The 17250-nt window shown below is 66.9% G+C and carries 17 protein-coding genes; 8 read left to right on the top strand and 9 right to left on the bottom strand.

Translation table 11 applies throughout. The features are described 5' to 3' along the window. The first annotated feature begins 181 nt into the window (after positions 1 to 181). Both CCR98_RS05600 and CCR98_RS05595 read left to right on the top strand, forming a co-directional pair. Complete coding sequence (locus tag CCR98_RS05600; protein ID WP_087921827.1) at positions 182 to 616, top strand: hypothetical protein; 435 nt, start codon at positions 182 to 184, stop codon at positions 614 to 616. A gap of 37 nt (positions 617 to 653) precedes the next feature. Beyond that, entirely contained in the window at positions 654 to 1160 is a 507-nt protein-coding gene (locus CCR98_RS05595) for a PaaI family thioesterase (protein ID WP_087921826.1), read from the top strand. Positions 1161 to 1166: 6 nt separating this feature from the next. Here CCR98_RS05595 and CCR98_RS05590 read toward each other — a convergent pair whose 3' ends face one another. The 4 genes from CCR98_RS05590 to CCR98_RS05575 form a co-directional block, all read right to left on the bottom strand. Then, positions 1167 to 2909 carry a GGDEF domain-containing protein gene (locus CCR98_RS05590; protein WP_087924149.1) on the bottom strand — a complete coding sequence of 581 codons (1743 nt, stop codon included), beginning with the start codon at positions 2907 to 2909 and terminating at the stop codon, positions 1167 to 1169. Between the two features lie 162 nt (positions 2910 to 3071). Next, positions 3072 to 4097, bottom strand: coding sequence for an AI-2E family transporter (locus CCR98_RS05585; protein WP_087921825.1), 1026 nt, complete (start codon positions 4095 to 4097; stop codon positions 3072 to 3074). Between the two features lie 116 nt (positions 4098 to 4213). Beyond that, positions 4214 to 5266 (bottom strand): sensor domain-containing diguanylate cyclase, encoded by a 1053-nt coding sequence (locus CCR98_RS05580; RefSeq protein ID WP_087921824.1) that lies wholly within the window; start codon positions 5264 to 5266, stop codon positions 4214 to 4216. 116 nt (positions 5267 to 5382) lie between these two features. Then, positions 5383 to 6390 carry a LacI family DNA-binding transcriptional regulator gene (locus CCR98_RS05575; RefSeq protein ID WP_087921823.1) on the bottom strand — a complete coding sequence of 336 codons (1008 nt, stop codon included), beginning with the start codon at positions 6388 to 6390 and terminating at the stop codon, positions 5383 to 5385. A 95-nt stretch (positions 6391 to 6485) separates the two neighbouring features. On the opposite strand from CCR98_RS05575, the gene CCR98_RS05570 reads away from it, so the two are divergent. The 5 genes from CCR98_RS05570 to CCR98_RS05550 are packed head-to-tail and all read left to right on the top strand — an operon-like array spanning position 6486 to position 11118. Further along, on the top strand, positions 6486 to 7538 hold the full coding sequence (locus CCR98_RS05570) for a sugar phosphate isomerase/epimerase family protein (protein ID WP_087921822.1): 1053 nt from the start codon (positions 6486 to 6488) through the stop codon (positions 7536 to 7538). A 27-nt stretch (positions 7539 to 7565) separates the two neighbouring features. Further along, positions 7566 to 8783 (top strand): nucleoside permease, encoded by a 1218-nt coding sequence (locus CCR98_RS05565; RefSeq protein ID WP_087921821.1) that lies wholly within the window; start codon positions 7566 to 7568, stop codon positions 8781 to 8783. A gap of 12 nt (positions 8784 to 8795) precedes the next feature. Beyond that, positions 8796 to 9920: a Gfo/Idh/MocA family oxidoreductase gene (locus CCR98_RS05560; protein ID WP_087921820.1), complete on the top strand. Its 1125-nt coding sequence runs from the start codon at positions 8796 to 8798 to the stop codon at positions 9918 to 9920. Between the two features lie 19 nt (positions 9921 to 9939). Then, complete coding sequence (locus CCR98_RS05555) at positions 9940 to 10803, top strand: sugar phosphate isomerase/epimerase (RefSeq protein ID WP_087921819.1); 864 nt, start codon at positions 9940 to 9942, stop codon at positions 10801 to 10803. An 18-nt stretch (positions 10804 to 10821) separates the two neighbouring features. After that, on the top strand, positions 10822 to 11118 hold the full coding sequence (locus CCR98_RS05550) for a cytochrome c (protein WP_087921818.1): 297 nt from the start codon (positions 10822 to 10824) through the stop codon (positions 11116 to 11118). A gap of 30 nt (positions 11119 to 11148) precedes the next feature. Here the strand turns inward: CCR98_RS05550 and CCR98_RS05545 are convergent, their stop codons facing one another. The 5 genes from CCR98_RS05545 to CCR98_RS05525 all read right to left on the bottom strand — a co-directional run bounded on the left by CCR98_RS05545 (position 11149) and on the right by CCR98_RS05525 (position 15874). Then, complete coding sequence (locus CCR98_RS05545) at positions 11149 to 11895, bottom strand: DUF1080 domain-containing protein (RefSeq protein WP_232463088.1); 747 nt, start codon at positions 11893 to 11895, stop codon at positions 11149 to 11151. A 14-nt stretch (positions 11896 to 11909) separates the two neighbouring features. Then, on the bottom strand, positions 11910 to 12485 hold the full coding sequence (locus tag CCR98_RS05540) for a gluconate 2-dehydrogenase subunit 3 family protein (protein WP_087921816.1): 576 nt from the start codon (positions 12483 to 12485) through the stop codon (positions 11910 to 11912). Next, positions 12485 to 14170: a GMC family oxidoreductase gene (locus CCR98_RS05535; RefSeq protein ID WP_087921815.1), complete on the bottom strand. Its 1686-nt coding sequence runs from the start codon at positions 14168 to 14170 to the stop codon at positions 12485 to 12487. The genes CCR98_RS05540 and CCR98_RS05535 overlap by 1 nt, the downstream gene beginning before the upstream one ends. Positions 14171 to 14197: 27 nt before the next feature. Next, a complete protein-coding gene (locus CCR98_RS05530; RefSeq protein WP_198361063.1) occupies positions 14198 to 15094 on the bottom strand; it encodes a TIM barrel protein in 897 nt (298 codons plus the stop codon). A gap of 201 nt (positions 15095 to 15295) precedes the next feature. Next, positions 15296 to 15874, bottom strand: a complete 579-nt coding sequence (locus CCR98_RS05525; RefSeq protein ID WP_087921813.1) for a single-stranded DNA-binding protein — start codon at positions 15872 to 15874, stop codon at positions 15296 to 15298. Between the two features lie 294 nt (positions 15875 to 16168). On the opposite strand from CCR98_RS05525, the gene CCR98_RS05520 reads away from it, so the two are divergent. After that, entirely contained in the window at positions 16169 to 17200 is a 1032-nt protein-coding gene (locus tag CCR98_RS05520) for a LacI family DNA-binding transcriptional regulator (RefSeq protein ID WP_087921812.1), read from the top strand. The last annotated feature ends 50 nt before the right edge of the window (positions 17201 to 17250 follow it).

Raw genomic sequence — 17250 nt, 5'->3', positions numbered from 1 at the left:
CCATTGCGATGGGCGTCACGCATCGATTGTGATGGCTGCCGCGTCACCGCTGCGACGTTAAAAGTGGATGGAGAACGGCCACAGCTGGGCGCGACACGCAGCTAACAGGGGACTCCCCGAGAATCGCGCAATCCCGAGGCGCATCCGATCGGGCTCCTCTCCGCAACCCCAAGGCCTCGACATGGACCTGTTCGCCTGGCTCGCGTTCGGCTGCTACCTGTTGGTGTTCTCCATTGTCTCGCTGTTTGCTGCGGCCTACCTGAAACGCTCCGACTTCATGCCCTACCACGGGCAGGCCGTGGGCATGCCGTGGGCTGAGGTCGAACCACGCATGCAGGTGTTGGTGATGGCCCTCATCCGCGTGGTCGGCGCCGGTTGGATCGCACTGGCCGGCGCCGGCGTGATGCTGGCCTGGCTGATCTTCTTCGGTGGTCACTTCGCACTGCCGCAGCTGCTGGCGTTCCAGATGTTCTGCCTGGTCGCCACCGTGCCGCCGGTACTGGTCGCCTCCGGCGTGAGGCGGCGTACCGGTGCGCGTACGCCCGTACCCGCTGGTGCCACCGTGGTGGTGCTGTCCGTCATCGGATTCGTGCTGGCGCTGTTGGCGCTGCCCTGACGCGTTCTTCCTCCCTCCCCTTTCATCGAGGCTCCCCATGGATCCCGAATCGATCTTCTACAGCGTGGTCAACGGTGAACTGCCACCGTCCCAGGCAGGCACCCTGCTCGGCTGGCGCTTCGTCGACTACGACGATGCACGGCGCCGCATCCAGGTCGAATTCGATGCCGGCCCGGTACTGACCAACCCGATGGGCAACGTGCAGGGCGGCTTCCTCTCGGCGATGCTGGACGACTGCATGGGGCCTGCGATCTACGCCACGCTGCCAGCCAACCGCATCGCAGTCACGGTGGAATCCAAGACAAGTTTCGTCAGCCCCGCGCGCCCCGGGCGGATCATCGGCTGGGGTGAAGTCGAACACAGCAAGGGCAGCATCGCCTTCACCCGTGGTTGGTTGACCGACCCGGCCGGCAAGGTGCTGGCGACCGCCAGCGCCACGTTCCGGGTGGGCGCGCTGCGCTGGCGGGGGATGGCGGTTCCGCGTCCGATCGCGCGCCGGATGATCGCACGCACGCTGCGCCGGGTGCATGCCCGTATCGGTTGAGGCTGTTCAGCGCGCGATGCGGCCACCGCCGGCCACGCGCACGCGATCGCGGCCCTGCGCCTTGGCCTGGTACATGGCCGCATCCGCAGCGCGCAGCAACGTGCGCCAGCCCAGCGCGTCGGTGCCGCCCTCGGCCACACCGAAGCTGGCGGTGACCCGCAGCACCTTGCCGCCAACCAGTACGATCTCCAGCTGCTGCAGTGCCGCCCGCAGCGACTCGGCCACCTGGCGGCCGCCGGCCAGATCGCCGTCGGCCAGCAATACGAGAAACTCCTCGCCGCCATAGCGGGCAATGCTGTCGCTGCGGCGAAGATGGCGCTGCAGCAACTGCGCCACCTGCACCAGCACTGCATCGCCTGCATCGTGGCCATGGCCATCATTGATCGCCTTGAAGCGGTCCACGTCCAGCAGGATCACCACCGCGCTGTTGCCACCGCCGTCGTGGCGTTGCTGCACCATCTCGTCCAGCGCGCGCCGGTTCAACAGCCCGGTCAGTTCATCGGTGCCGGCCAGCTGGCGCAGCTCGCTGGTCAAGGCCGAGCGCTCGCGCGACTTCTCGCGCAGCACTTCGATGGCATCGAACAGGCGCTGCATCTCGGCCAGCGGGTGGGTCACATGCTGCTCCGGCCCGGGCGCTTCCGAGGCGATCTGGATGACCTGCTTCTGCGCCTGCAGCAGTGGCCGCAGGATCTGCAGGTGGGCAATGCGCAGCGCCACGCCCAGCACCAGCAGCGTGCCGAGCACTGTCGCCACCAGCACCACCAGGCGCGTCGCTTCGCGGTTGCGGGTGCGCTCGAAGCGGGCGATGGACACGCTCAGGTAGCCGTCGCGCAGCGCTTCCAGCGACTGCAGGGTCGGCACGTAGCGGGTGGTGAACTCGGCGGCGGTCCACGGCGGCGGCACGCCGCGCCGGCCGTCTTCGATCAACTGTTCGATCATCGGCAGCGATTCGCCGAAGAACTGCCGGCGTGCCATGTCCCAATGCCAGGACAGCGCCGGATCACTGCGGAACACCGCTTCATGGCTGCCCGCCAGCCGCCACAGCTCCAGCAGGCGGCCTTCGGTCTGCAATGCCGCCCGCACCTGTTCGTCACGCCATGCCCCCGGTACCGCCACCGGCGCCATCACGTTCGAGGCCAGGCGGCCGCCATGCTCGCGCAGGTCGATCAGCACCTGGCCCTGCATCGCCGGAATCGCTGCTTCGCGGTCGGCGCTGACCAGCACGTTGATCTGCGCCGCGGTCAGCACGTGCAGGCGATCGACCACCGCGAACATGCTGCTGATCGCGCGCTCCACGTCCTCCACCCGGCGCGCATCATGTGGCTGTGCCGCCACGCGGTCCACCGCCGCCCGCGCCGATTGCAGGCGACGTTGCGCGTCGGCCAGCATCCCATGTTCGTCGACCACGCCAGGGTCGGCGTTGAACACGGTGTCCAGATGCTGCAGGGCGGTATCGACCCGCTGGCGCGCGACCGCCAGCCGCGCCGCCAGCCGGGCCTGTTCGGCCGGATCGGCCGTGTTGGCACCGAGCAGGCTGTTGGCGGGGCCGCGCTCGGCCGACACCAGATTGGCCAGGTCGAAGGTCTGCCGCAGCTGGCGCAGGCTGATCAGGTTGTCCTCGGCGGCAGTGAAGCGCAGCGTGCCCTGCACCAGCGCGATGGCCATCAACGGCAGCGTACAGACTACGAACAACCCGGCCAGGATCCAGACCCAGGTCCGCAATCCGATGGGCGACGCCTTGCCGGCCATGCACATTTCCCCTGTAGTGCAGAACACTGTAGCGGCCGCCTGCACAGGCGCCAAGCCGCTACCGGGCCAACCGCTGCCGTGGGTATACCTCACCCGCCGCGAACGCACCGGCAAGGCCGCGCGGACCGTCCAATCGAGGCAAATACGTCATGACCTGCCGCGTCAGATCCAGCGCTGGTCGACCAGTTCGCGCTTCACGTAGGCGTAGAACACCGGCGCGGCGACCAGGCCCGGCAGGCCGAACGCCGCCTCCATCACCAGCATGGCCAGCAGCAGCTCCCAGGCACGCGCCTGGATTTCGCCACCGACGATGCGCGCGTTGAGGAAGTACTCCAGCTTGTGGATCACGATCAGGTACAGCAGCGCCGCGACCGCCACGTAGAACGACACCGACAGCGCAACGATGGTGATGATCGTGTTGGAGATGATGTTGCCCACCACCGGCAGCAGGCCGGCAAGGAAGGTGATCAGCACCAGGGTCTTGGACAGTGGCAGGTGCACGCCGAACAGCGGCAGCACGCCCAGCAGGAAGATGGCGGTGAACACCGTGTTGAGCAGCGAGATCTTCACCTGCGCGAACACCACCTGCCGGAACGCGGTGGCCAGGCGGCTGGTGCGCCCGATCAGCTCCTGCGCCAGCGGCCCCATCTTCGGCAGCGGCAGTTCGTCATACAGCGCGATCATCGCGCCCAGCACCATCCCGATCAGTACGCGCACACCGACCTGCACCACCGAGGTACCGGCCACGCCCAGCTGGCGCTGATGTTCGGCGGCCCACTCGTTAAGCGCCGCGCGCAGCGCCGGCATGTCTTCGGGAATGTAGGGTTGCAGCAGCGCCGGCACCTGGTGGCGCGAGGTATTGAGGATCTCCATCAGGCGCGCCAGGAGTGCATCCGGTCCGCCGGTCTCGTTGCGGAAGAACGAGGCCACGCCGATGCCGGCCATTACCAGTGCGCTGATGATGATCGCCGACAGCACGATCACCGCGATCGCCCGTGCCCGTCCCGGCGGCAGCCTGCCTTCCACGGTGGAGGCCAGCACATGGGTCAGCTGGAACACCAGCAGACCGGACAGCAGGGTCACCACCAGGCCCAGCTTCAGCGCCAGCCACATGCCCAGCAACATCATCAGCCACGCCGCGATCCTTGGAACGGGGGGCTTGGGCTGGGCAACAAGGGCGTCTTGCATGGGAGCGCGTCCGGGCGGAGTGGCCCATGGTAGAGGATTGACCCGCCGATTCGGCGTGCAGGCTGAACGGGCGTTACGCGCTCATCCGGTGGCGGCCCTGCCGCCGCCCCATCGACTCACTCGCCGTAACTGGCCGTATTCTTGCCCTGCCGCTTGGCGTGGTAGAGCGCGCGGTCAGCCAGTGCCAGCCAGTCCTCGACACTGCCACCCCGCGGCGTAGCGGCAATGCCGATGCTTACGCTGAACTCCACGCCCGGCGTGATCTGGCGCGCGGCCTCGAGCAGATGCAGGCGCACCCGCTCGGCCACGTGCATCGCGTCGACGGGCGCGCAGTCGTGCAGCAGCACCACGAACTCATCGCCACCCAGCCGCGCCGGGGTATCACCGGGCCGCGAGAACGTGCGCAGTGTTGCAGCGATATGCCGCAGTACCTCATCGCCCGCGCGGTGGCCAAGCGAATCATTGATGCGCTTGAAGTCATCCACATCGAGCATCAGCAGGCAGGCCAGCCCGCCCTGCCCCTGCGCCCTGTCCAGCACCTGCTGTGCGCGAAGGATCAGGAAGCCACGGTTGGCCAGTTCCACCAGCGGATCCATCCGGCTCAGCCGCTGCAGTTGCCGGTTCTGCGATTTGACCCGGCGCGCCAGCTGCCAGCTGAGGATGCTCAGCCCGATGCCGTAGACGAACAGGAACGGCACGCTGAGCACGATCGTGCGCTGCGAGGAAACGGGTTGGTAAGGGAAGCCGAGTGCCCACCAGGTGATCGCGAAACCCAGCACCAGCGCCAGCGTGGCCCGCATCGCCAGGCGCACGCCACCGGCAGCGATCTTGTCGGCCACCAGCAGTGCGGCGAACAGTGCGCTGGGCACCGCGCTCAACGCCATGAAGGCGATCCAGCCACCGCCGAAGAAGGAGTCGGCCACCATGCAGCGGAACTGGGCCTGTGCAGGCTGGCGGGCGCGCTGGGTCAGCACCAGCGCGAGCGCCGGCCACGCCAACGCATTGAGCAGCAGCAACACCCAGGCCAACAGGCCGTCCTGGCGTTCAAGCATGACCGAGGCGATGGGAATCGCGCCCAGGCCATTGCCGACGAAGCGCATCCAGCCGATGCGACGTGCCGCGCCGATGCCTTCGACCGCGACTTCCGTCGAGTCAGTCAAGAACGGCATTGCCGACCCCCTTGCGCGATCACACGTATCCCCCCGGCCCTTGCCGGGCTGCCCATGCCGAGTCTGACAGCTCTGCGTCAATTCGGGATCAAGGACTCACGGCGGCAGCCCTGCCCTCACCCACGCCGGGGCGCAGCCGTCGAATCCCGCAGCATGAAGCTGAACTCCAGCGTCTGCTGCAGCGGCACGTCGGCGTGTTCGATGATGGCGAGCAGCAGGTTGACCGCACGCTCGCCAATCTCCCGCATGGGCTGCCGGATGGTCGTCAATGGCGGCGTGAGGTAGCGGGAAGACGCCAGGTCATCAAAGCCGACGACGGAAAGTTCGTCCGGCACGCGGATGCCCAGCTCCCGGCAGGCGGCCAGGGTACCCAACGCCATCTGGTCACTGAAGCAGAACACCGCGGTCGGTGCCGGCGTGCCATCCAACAACGCCATGGCAGCCGCATGCCCGGATTCCACGGAAAAATCCCCCGGCACGATGCTCAGCTGGCGCAGGCGGCCGCGCGCCTTGCCGGCTGCGCGCACACCTTCCAGCCGTTGCTGGTGCAGGGGGTTGTCAGGCGGCCCGCCGACCACGGCAATCCGTTCGTGTCCCAGCCCGTACAGATGCTCCATCACCGCGCGTGCCGCGGCCGCGTTGTCGATGTGGACGCTGGGAATGCCCAGTGCGGGGTCGAACTCGCAGCCATTGACCACCGGTGCGGCGGCGCCGCGCTGCCCGACGATCTCGCGCGCCGTCGGTGGCAGGCGATGGCCCAGCACGATCATGCCGTCGGCCTCGTTGCGCCGGAGCATCTGCGCGTAGCGTTCTTCGCGGTCGGGTTGATGCTGGGTATCGCCCAGCAGGACCGCATAGCCGACCGCCTGCGCGGCCTCCTCCGCGCCCTGCAGGATCTGCGCGAAAAATGGATTGGCGATGTCCGGGACGGTCACCAGGATCTTGCCGCTGCGCTGGGTCTTGAGCGTGCGGGCCACCGTGTTGGGCACGTAGCCGAGGGCGGCGGCGGCCTGCTCGATGCGTGCGCGGGTGGCGGGCAGGACCTTGTCCGGCCGGGAAAGCGCACGCGACACCGTGCCCGCGGAGACGCCGACGTGCTTTGCGATGTCGTAGATGGTGGCCATGGCGTTAGTCCTCCTGTCCGCTGTGCAGTGCACAACAGGTCCTGCGTGAGCCCCTGCTAGGATAATGCAATCGATTGCATCGAGGGCGAATCACGTTGAAGACGCTCAAGGGTCCAGCGCTGTTCCTGGCGCAGTTCATCGGCGACACAGCTCCTTTTGATCGGCTGGACACGCTGGCCGGATGGGCCGCGGGTCTGGGCTATTCTGGCGTACAAGTCCCCACCAGCGCGCCCCACCTGTTCGACCTGGCCGAGGCGGCGCGCAGCCAGGCGTACTGCGACGATATTGCCGGCATGCTGGCCGGGCACGGCCTGCAGATCACCGAACTGTCCACCCACCTGCAGGGGCAGCTGGTTGCCGTCCATCCCGCCTACGACAGCCTGTTCGACGGATTCGCGCCGCCGGACAAACGCGGTGATCCGGCCGCCCGACAGGCCTGGGCGGTGGACGAGCTGCGGTTGGCCGCCAAAGCCAGCCAGCGCCTGGGACTGACCGCGCATGCCACGTTCTCCGGCGCATTGGCCTGGCCCTACTTCTATCCCTGGCCGCAGCGCCCACCGGGACTGGTGGAGAAAGCCTTCGCCGAACTCGGCCGTCGCTGGCGTCCGATCCTGGATGCATTCGACGCCTGCGGCGTGGACCTGTGCTTCGAGATCCACCCCGGCGAGGACCTGCACGACGGCGCGACCTTCGAGCGCTTCCTCGATGTAGTGGACCATCACCCCCGCGCCAAGATCCTGTACGACCCCAGCCACCTGCTGCTGCAGCAGATGGACTACCTGGGTTTCATCGACCGCTACCACGCCCGCATCGGCATCTTCCACGTCAAAGATGCGGAATATCGCCCCAGCGCGAGCAGCGGCGTGTATGGCGGCTACCAGGACTGGATCGATCGCCCGGGCCGGTTCCGTTCACTCGGCGACGGCCAGATCGACTTCAAGGCGATCTTCTCCAAGTTCGCGCAGTACGACTTCCCCGGATGGGCGGTGCTGGAATGGGAGTGCTGCCTGAAGCACCCCGAGGACGGCGCGCGCGAGGGTGCCGCCTTCATCCGCGACCACCTCATCCGCGTGACCGAACGCGCCTTCGATGACTTCGCCGACAGCGGCACGGACGCCGCATCACTGCACCGCATGCTGGGAATCTGAGCCACGACCGCCCCGGGAGGGCAAGCCATGACGCACGCCATGTCGCGCCTGGGCGCGATGATGTTTCTGCAGTTCTTCATCTGGGGGGCGTGGTTCGTCACCCTGGGCACCTATCTGGTGCAGGGCCCGCTGCAGGCCAGCGCCAGCCAGGTAGCGACGGCGTTCCTCAGCCAGTCCATCGGCGCCATCGTGGCGCCGTTCCTGGTCGGCCTGATCGCGGATCGCTACTTCGCGGCGCAGCGCATCCTGGCGGTACTGCACCTGGCCGGCGCCGTGTTGATGTGGCTGGCGTCCACCGCCACCAGCTTCAGCGTGTTCTCGGCTTGCGTGATGGGCTACATGCTGCTGTTCATGCCGACGCTGGCGCTGGCCAACAGCGTAGCCATGCGCCACATGCAGTCGCCGGAGAAGCAGTTCCCGCTGGTACGCGTGGCCGGCAGCATTGGCTGGATCGTTGCAGGCGTGCTGATCGGCTGGCTGGGCTGGGAGCAGGCGCATCGGCTTGAACTGACCTTCCGCATGGCGGCGCTGGCATCGCTGGTGCTGGGCCTGTATGCGTTCACCCTGCCGCACACGCCACCGCTGGCACAGCAGCGCGACGCCGGGCTGGGGCAGATCCTCGGGCTGGATTCGTTACGGCTGCTGAAGTCGCGTGCCTACCTGGTGTTCTTCCTGGCGTCCATCGCCATCTGCATCCCGCTGTCGTTCTACTACAACTTCACCAATCCGTATCTCAACGACCTGGGCGTGCGCGGCGCCGCGGGCCTGCAGTCGCTGGGCCAGGTCTCCGAAGTGCTGCTGATGCTGGCCATGCCGTTCCTGTTCGTGCGGCTGGGAGTGAAGACCATGCTGGCGGTGGGCATGGCGGCCTGGGTGGTGCGCTACGTCCTGTTCGCCTTCGGCGATGCGGGCAGCGGTTTCTCCTTGTTGGTGATCGGCATCGTGCTGCACGGCATCTGCTACGACTTCTTCTTCGTCACCGGCCAGATCTACACCGATGCGCACGCCGGCCCCGCCGCGCGCAGCAGCGCGCAGGGGTTCATCACCCTGGCCACGTACGGCGTGGGCATGCTGATCGGCACCTTCCTGTCCGGCGCGGTGGTGGAGCACTTCACCACCGAGGCCGGCCCCGGCTGGCAGCAGATCTGGCTGTTCCCGGCCGGCGTTGCACTGGTGGTGCTGATCGCCTTCCTGCTGCTGTTCCGCGACCGGCCGGCGGCCAAGGCCGCGCCCTCCACACCCTGAGGATCCCAGTCGATGCCCAAGCTTGGAATCGCCATCGTCGGCACCGGCATGATCGGTGCAGTGCATCGTCGTGCGGCACTGCTGGCGGGTGCCGAGGTACGCGGCGTAGCCGCCTCGTCAGCGCAGCGCGCGCATGAGGCCGCGCAGTCCTGGCATGTCCCGCGCGCCTATCGGGATATCGAGGAGGTGGTCGCCGATCCGCAGGTGCAGGTGGTGCACGTGTGCACGCCCAACCATCTGCACCGCGCGATGGCGCGGGCGGCGCTGGAAGCCGGCAAGCACGTGATCTGCGAGAAGCCGCTGGCGACCACGCTGGACGATGCGCAGGCACTGGCCGCCTTGGCCACGTCGAGCGGACTCGTCGCCACGGTACCTTTCGTCTACCGCTACCACCCGGTGGTGCGCGAGGCGCGCGCACGTATCGCCCACGGTGATCTGGGGCCGCTGCACCTGATCCACGGCAGCTACCTGCAGGACTGGCTGCTGGACCCGGCCAGCAACAACTGGCGCGTGGACCCGGCATTGGGCGGCGCATCGCGTGTGTTCGCCGACATCGGCTCGCACTGGTGCGACCTGGTGGAATGGGTCAGCGGTGAGCGCTTCACCGAGGTCAGTGCGACGTTCTCTACGGTCATCGCCGAGCGCAGTGCCGTCAGCGGCCAGAGCTTCAGTAGGCCAACCGCAGCCAGCGCGATGCAGGCGGTCACGAGCGAGGACGTGGCGGCGGCAATGTTCAGGACCGGCGCCGGCACGCTGGCGTCGTTGACGGTCAGCCAGGTTTCGGCGGGACGCCACAACCGCCTCTGGTTCGAGATCGATGGTGCCAAGGCCAGCGTGGCCTTCAACCAGGAGAACGCCGAGCGCCTGTGGATCGGCCTGCCCGACCAGCGCGAAGAGATCTTCGCGCGCGGGCCGGGCGCCGGCAGTGCCGAACAGCGCCGGCTGTCGGTGCTGCCGGCCGGGCACGCACAGGGCTATGCCCAGTGCTTCGAAGCGTTCGTCGCCGACACGTATCGCGCCATCGAGGGCGAGCAGCCGCAGGGCCTGCCCACCTTCGAGGACGGCCTGCGTTCGGCGCAGATCGTCGATCGTGTCATTGCATCAGCCAGGTCGCGTGCCTGGACCACCATCGGTTGAAACCTGGGAGGAACTGTCGATGAAAACCCTTGTCCGTCGAAGTGCAGGCCTCGTCCTGCTGCTCGCTGCCCTGCCCGCCTTCGCCGTCGAAGCCGCCAGCACGCAGAAACCAATCGCGGTGCAGATGTACAGCCTGCGCGATGCCGGCTCGCTCGAGCAGCAGTTGAAGATCGTCCACGACGCAGGCGTCCATGCGGTGGAAACGGTCGGCACGCAGAACACCAGCGCGGCCGAACTCAAGCAGTTGCTGGACCGCTATTCGATCAAGGCGATTTCATCGCATGTGCCGCTGGCCGAGCTGCGCAGCAACCTGGATGGGGTGGTGACCTTCAACCGGTCGATCGGCAACACGACGCTGGTGGTGCCGTACCTGGACAAGAAGGATCGCCCGAGCGATGCCGCCGGCTGGACTGCCCTGGGCCAGGAACTGGGCCGGATCGCGAAACAGGTGCGCGGCAAGGGCATGCGCCTGGCCTACCACAACCACGACTTCGAACTGGCTGACTTCGACGGCAGGACCGGACTGGAGCTGCTGTTCGCCGCCGCCGGCCCCGACCTGCTGACCGAGCTGGACCTGGCCTGGGTCGCGCGCGCAGGCCTGGATCCGGCGGTGATGCTGGGAAAATTCCGCGGCCACGTATTCGCGGTGCACGCCAAGGACAATGCGCCCAAGGGCCAGGCCGAAGACGAAGGCGGATTCGCTGCGGTGGGCCAGGGCGTGCTGGACTGGAACGCGATCCTGCCTGCCGCGGCAACCGCCGGCGTGCACTGGTACATCATCGAGCATGACCAGCCGCGCGACCCGGCCAAGGTCATCCAGACCGGCGCGGACTATCTGCGTGAACACCTGACCACCAACGTGCCCGCCCGTGCGCGGCGCTGACGCATCAAGGAGCCCCACATGAAAATGATCCTGGCAATGGTGGTGGCCCTGGGCGGCATGAGCGTGGCGGCAGCCGCCTGGTGCAAGGACGACCCTGCGGCCGGTGCAAAGCTCTACACCGCGAACTGCGTGGCCTGCCACGGCGCTGATCGTGCGGGCATGCCGGGCGCGTTCCCGGCGCTCACCGACATCGGCAAGCGCATGGCACCCGCGCAGATCAAGGAAAAGATCAGCAAGGGCGGTGGGCTGATGCCGCCCTTCTCCCAGCTGTCGCAACAGGAAATCAATGACATCGCCAGCTACCTGGCAAAGTAAGCGGCCGGCGATCACGTCGGCCGCGTGCCACTACAGTTCGCGCACCCAGATGTTGCGGTAGCTGACCCTGGAGTCATGTTCCTGCAGATAGAGCGGCGCGCACCCATGCGGCGCGTACGACGGTGCGCCGATGTACTCGGTCTTGCCCGCCAGCACTGTGTCGTCCTGCACCAGCACGCCGTTGTGCAGCACTGTGATGCGCGCGGGCGACACAAGCCCACCGCCCGCCGAGAAGCGCGGTGCCTTCCAGAGGATGTCGTAGGCCTGCCACTGGCCCGGTGCGCGCGAGGCATTCACCAACGGCATCGCCTGTTTGTAGATCGAGCCTGCCTGGCCGTTGGCATAGGTCGGGTTGTTGTAACTGTCGAGCACCTGCAGCTCGTACAGCTCCTGCAGGAAGATCCCGCTGTTGCCCCGGTTCTGGCCGTCAAAGCCCTTCGTGCCGGTGGGCGTGCGCCACTCCACATGCAGCTGGACGTCGCAGAAGCGTTGCTTGGTGCGAATGCCCTTGCTGCCGGGCACGACGGTCATGGCGCCATCGGCAACTTTCCAGGGCACGCGTCCGCCCTGCTCGGACTCCCACGCGGAGACATCCTTGCCATCGAACAGCACGATGGCGTCGGACGGGGCCTTGCCTGGCGGCGTAGCCACGGTCGCAGGTACCGGCGTCCATACCTCGGTCTTCTTCGGATCGCGCGCGGCGTCGGCACCGCTCTGCGCGAACACGGGTGAGGTGGTGGCCAGCACGGTGGCCGCGATCAGCAGCGGCTTGATCATCCTGTTGCGCTCCATCAGCTGGTCCCCCAGGCGGGCGTGCCGGGAACATAGGCGAGATCGCCGTCGTAGCGCCCCGGCACCGCAACGTACTGCAGCACCCCGGTCGCGCCGACCTTCGAGGTGAAGAAGCCGAAGATGGCCAACTGCTTGAACATCGTGAAGTAGTGCGGCATCGCCTCGCCCTCTTCAGGCGTACCGGTCTCGGTCACATCGGCACGGCGTGCCTTGGCCTCTGCATCGAGCGTGCGCAGCAGTTCGGTGCGGGCTTCCGGCGTGAGCGACACGAAGCGGCCGCCGGCACGTCTATCGATATCGGCTAGCCCTGCGCGGAACGTCGCCTGCTGCCGGGCGGTGTAGCAGTCGCTGACGAACGTCGCCATGAACAGTCCGGCACCGGCATCTTTCGCGCCTGGTGTCCGGGTCCGCGGCAGGATGGTCTCGGCGATTTCGTCCAGCGTGCCGACATCGGCATCGGAGAACAGGGTCTTCACCGGTACGGCAGCGGCCTTTCCCTGCGCGAGCGCAGGCAAGCCGACCATGGCTGCGCCGGTGGCGGCGACGATCATCTTCAGCAGCTCGCGGCGATCCATCAGAGGTTCCCCGCTTTCAGTTCACGCACGGCGTGGTCGGCGGCGCGCGCGGTCAGCGCCATGTAGGTCAGCGAAGGATTCACGCAGGCGCTGGAGGTCATGCAGGCCCCGTCGGTCACGTAGACATTAGGGGCATCCCAGACCTGATTGTGCTGGTTCAGCACCGAGCTCTTCCGATCACGTCCCATGCGCGCGGTCCCCATCTCGTGGATGCCCTTGCCCGGGGCGTAATCGTTGTCGTGCATCTTCACGTCCTTGACGCCGGCCGCCTCCAGCATCTCGGCGGCATCGGCGGCCATGTCCTTGCGCATCGCCAGTTCGTTGGCGCGCATGGCAACGTCCATCGCCAGCACCGGCAGCCCCCACTTGTCCTTGCGGTCGCGGTCCAGGCGGATCGTGTTGTCGTGGTGCGGCAGCATTTCACCGAACCCGGTCATGCCAATGCGCCAGTCACCGGGCACGGTCAGCGCCTCCTTCAGATCGGCACCGATGTTCAGCTCGGCGATCTCGCGCGACCAGCCGGTGCGGCTGGCACCGCCCTGGTAGCCGAAGCCGCGCAGGTAGCCGCGCTTGTCGGCCGCGACGTTGCGGAAACGTGGAATATAGAAACCGCAGGGACGGCGGCCGAAGTAGTACTTGTCTTCGTAGCCCTCGACCCGGCCGGAGGCGCCCGCTCCGAAATGATGGTCCATCACGTTGTGCCCGAGCTCGCCCGACGATGACCCCAGCCCGCCCTCCCACACATCGGTGGCCGAGTTCATCAGCAGCCAGGTCGAGTTGAACGACGACGCGTTGAGGAAGATGACCTTGGCGGTGTACTGGTAGGTCTGCCCGGTCTCCGCGTCGATGACCTCCACGCCGCGCGCCCGCTTGCGGTCCTTGTCGTAGAGCACTTCCTTGACGATCGAGAACGGCCGCAAGGTCAGGTTACCGGTCTTCATCGCCGCTGGCAGCGTCGCCGCCTGGGTCGAGAAGTAGGCCCCAAAAGGACAGCCCAGGATGCACTTGTTGCGGTACTGGCAGTTGACGCGGCCCTGCTCGGGCATCGGCTTGGTGATGTTGGCGGTGCGCGAGTGGATCATGTGCCGCGTTCCGCCGAAGGCCTTCTTGATACGCGCGGCCACGTCCTTCTCGACGATGTTCAACGGGATTGGCGGCAGGAACTCGCCATCCGGCAACACGTCCAGCCCTTCGCGCGTGCCGGCGATGCCGGCGAACTTCTCCACATGGTCGTACCAAGGCGCGATGTCGGCGTAGCGGATCGGCCAGTCGGTGGCGATGCCGTCCTTGAGGTTGGCCTCGAAGTCCAGGTCGGAGAAGCGATAGCTCTGCCGCCCCCACAACAATGAGCGACCACCGACGTGGTAGCCACGGAACCAGTCGAAGCGCTTGATCTCGATGTAGGGCGAGTCCTGTTCGTTGGCCCACATTCCTTCCAGGTTTTCGGCCAGGCCGTAGTCGCGCATCAGCACCGGGAAGTCGGCCTTCATCGCCTGCGTTGGCCGGTTGCGGTGCGGGAAATCCCACGCTTCCTTCATCGCATTGACGTAGTCCTTGACGTGCTCGATGTTGCGGCCACGTTCCAGCATCAGGACCTTCAGGCCCTTTTCGGTCAGCTCCTTCGCCGCCCAACCGCCACTGATTCCCGAGCCAACAACGATGGCGTCGTAGTGATTATCTGCCATGGGTTTCTCACCTGGGTGGATATCGTTTCAGACGTCGCAGAGGCGGATCGCCTCGCGCAATGAGGCAACGGGATCGGGCGCTGCAGGCGTGAACTCCTGCGCCAGATACCCCTTGAAACCGGTGTCGCGGATCGCGCGACAGATGGCCGGATAGTGGAGCTCCTGCTGGTCTCCGATCTCGTTCCGGCCCGGCACGCCTGCGGTGTGGTAATGCTTGAAGCAGGCGTGATGCTTGCTGATGGTGGCGATGATGTCGCCCTCCATGATCTGCATGTGGTAGATGTCGTAGAGCAGGCCGAAGTTGTCCGAGCCGAGCCGCTGGCACAGCTCGACGCCCCAGGCCGAGTGGTCGCACAGGTAGTCGCGATGGTCGACCTTGGAGTTCAGCAGCTCCATCACCAGCACGACGCCGCGCTTCTCTGCGTGCCCGAGGATGCGCTTGAGGCCGGCCTCGGCATTGGCCATGCCTTCCTGCGGGTCCATGCCGTTGCGGTTGCCAGAGAAGCAGATCAGGTTGCGGTAGCCGGCGTCAGCCACCAGGTCGATGTGCCGCGTGTAGCGCTCCACCAGCGGGTCGTGGAATTCGCGGCCGGCAAAGCCCTTGGTCAGGCCAAGCTCTGCGCCGTTGCACATCGAGCTGTACACGCCATGGGCCTTCAGCATCGGCCAGTCTTCCGGGCCGACCAGGTCGATGGCGGCAAAACCGATGTCCTTCACCGTCGCGCAGAGCTGGGTGACCGACAGCTGCGGGAAGGTCCAACGGGCCACGGAGTGCTTCAGGTTGCCCTTGAGCGGCGCATCGGCGGCGAATACGGGGAGCACGCCTGCGGCCCCCAGGCCAATACCGCCAGCAACCGCAAGGCGCAACGCATCGCGCCGCGTGAGCCCTATCGCCGGGGCCGGTCTGATCGAATGGATGGACATCCACCTGCCGGCCTCCCAACCGGTATCAAACGCAACGATTCACAGCAATGCAATCGATTGCACCATAGGGGAGGAAATTGCCTGTTTGCAAGTCGCGGTGCACGAAAATCAATGCTGCGGGGCACAACTCCGCAGGGATCGCGGACAAAGAAAAGCCCCGCATGAGCGGGGCTTTCTTTTCTGCTGCAGGCGAGCGTCCGATCAGAACGGAATATCGTCGTCAGCGAAGTCGTCCATCGGCGGCGCCTGCTGCGGCTGCGGGCGCTGGTTGCCACCCTGGTTGCCGTAACCGCCACCCTGGTTGCCGCCCTGGTTGCCATAGCCACCGCCCTGGCCACCACGCTGGCCACCACGCTGGCCACCGCCACCGTACTCCTGGCGCGGCGCCTGCTGGCGCTGCGGACGATCGCCGCCGTAGTTGCCACCACCACCACCGCCGCCTTCACCGCGGCCGCCCAGCATCTGCATTTCATCGGCGATGATGTCGGTGGAGTACTTCTCCACGCCGTCCTGGCCGGTGTACTTGTCGTAGCGCAGGCTGCCTTCGACGTAGACCGAGCTGCCCTTGCGCAGGTACTCGCCGGCGATCTCGCCGAGCTTGCCGAAGAACACCACGCGGTGCCATTCGGTGCGCTCCTGCTGGTTGCCATCCTTGTCCTTGCGGACGCTGGTGGTGGCCAGGCTGATGCGGGTGATCGCCATGCCGCCCTGGGTGTACTTCACGTCCGGGTCGTTGCCGAGATTGCCGACCAGGATGACTTTGTTGATGCCGCGCGCCATAGGTACCTTCGTCCGTTGTCCAGGGGCAGACCACCAGTGATAGCACAGCCCCGGCCGGGGGTGCAGTACGCGGGGCAGCCCCTGTTGAAATTTTGGGGAGTGCGAGAACGATGCATCTTAGCATTGCCGCCGCCATCCGCCCGGCCAGAAGACCCCGGTGGCACCGGAGGTTTGGGCTGATTTCCTTGTCCGGCAATGACTTACCCCCGCCTCGGCGGACATCGGGAAGGGCATCCGCGTCGGCCCATGGCATCATGCCCGGGCACCATCCACCCTGCCCCCTTCCGCGTGCCCATGACCATCAAAGGCAAAGCCACCTCCCTGGACATCGCCCACCTGGCCGGGGTCTCCCAGCCGACCGTGTCGCGCGCCCTGCGAGGCAGCCCGATGGTCAACGCCGAGACCCGCGAGCGCATCCTGCGCATCGCCCGCGAGCTGAATTACAAGGTCGACAAGAACGCCTCCAGCCTGCGACTGCGCAATGCCGGCACGCTGGCCCTGCTGTTCTTCGAGGACCCGACCAACGACGACTCGCTGATCAACCCCTTCTTCCACTCGATGCTCGGCTCGATCACCCGTGCCTGCGCCCTGCATGGGCAGGACCTGCTGGTCTCGTTCCAGCAGCTGTCCACCGATTGGCAGGCCGATTACGAGGACAGCAACAAGGCCGACGGCATCATCCTGCTTGGCTACGGTGACTACCACGAATCGCGCGACCGCCTGCAGCGGCTGGTCGAACAGGGCACGCACTTCGTGCGCTGGGGCGCCGCCCTGCCCGGCCAGCCCGGCGTGTCGATCGGCAGCGACAACTTCCAGGGCGGGCACGACATCACCACCCACCTGCTGCAGCAGGGCTGCCGCCGCATCGCCTTCCTCGGCCATGCCTCCAGCCACTACCCCGAATTCCAGGAGCGCTACCGCGGCCATGTCGCGGCCCTGCAGGAACACGGCCTGGCCGCCGAACCGGCGCTGCAGCACGATGCGATCACCACTGAAGCCTCCGGCCAGGAGGCCTGCCAGGCACTGCTGGCGCGCGGCGAGCCGATCGATGCGATCTGCGCGGCCAGCGACCTGATCGCCATCGGCGCGATGCGCGCCCTGCGCGAGGCTGGCCGGCGGGTGCCGCAGGACGTGGCAGTAACCGGCTTCGACGACATCCCGCTGGCGGCTTCGGTGTCCCCGGCGCTGACCACCGTGCAGCAGGACACCAAGCAGGCCGGGCAGCTGCTGGTGGAGCGCCTGCTGGCCCTGATCGGCCGGCAGCCGGTGGACAGCCAGAGCATCCCGGTGAAGCTGGTAGTGCGGGAATCGTCGCTGTGCGGATAGTGTCGAGCTTGCTCGACCAGCGGATGCGACTCCAGTCGGGAAAGAACAGC

Source organism: Stenotrophomonas sp. WZN-1 (genome assembly GCF_002192255.1).
GTDB lineage: Bacteria > Pseudomonadota > Gammaproteobacteria > Xanthomonadales > Xanthomonadaceae > Stenotrophomonas.
The sequence above is the reverse complement of the archived record's forward strand: the minus strand, read 5'-3'. Positions and strand labels throughout refer to the sequence as shown.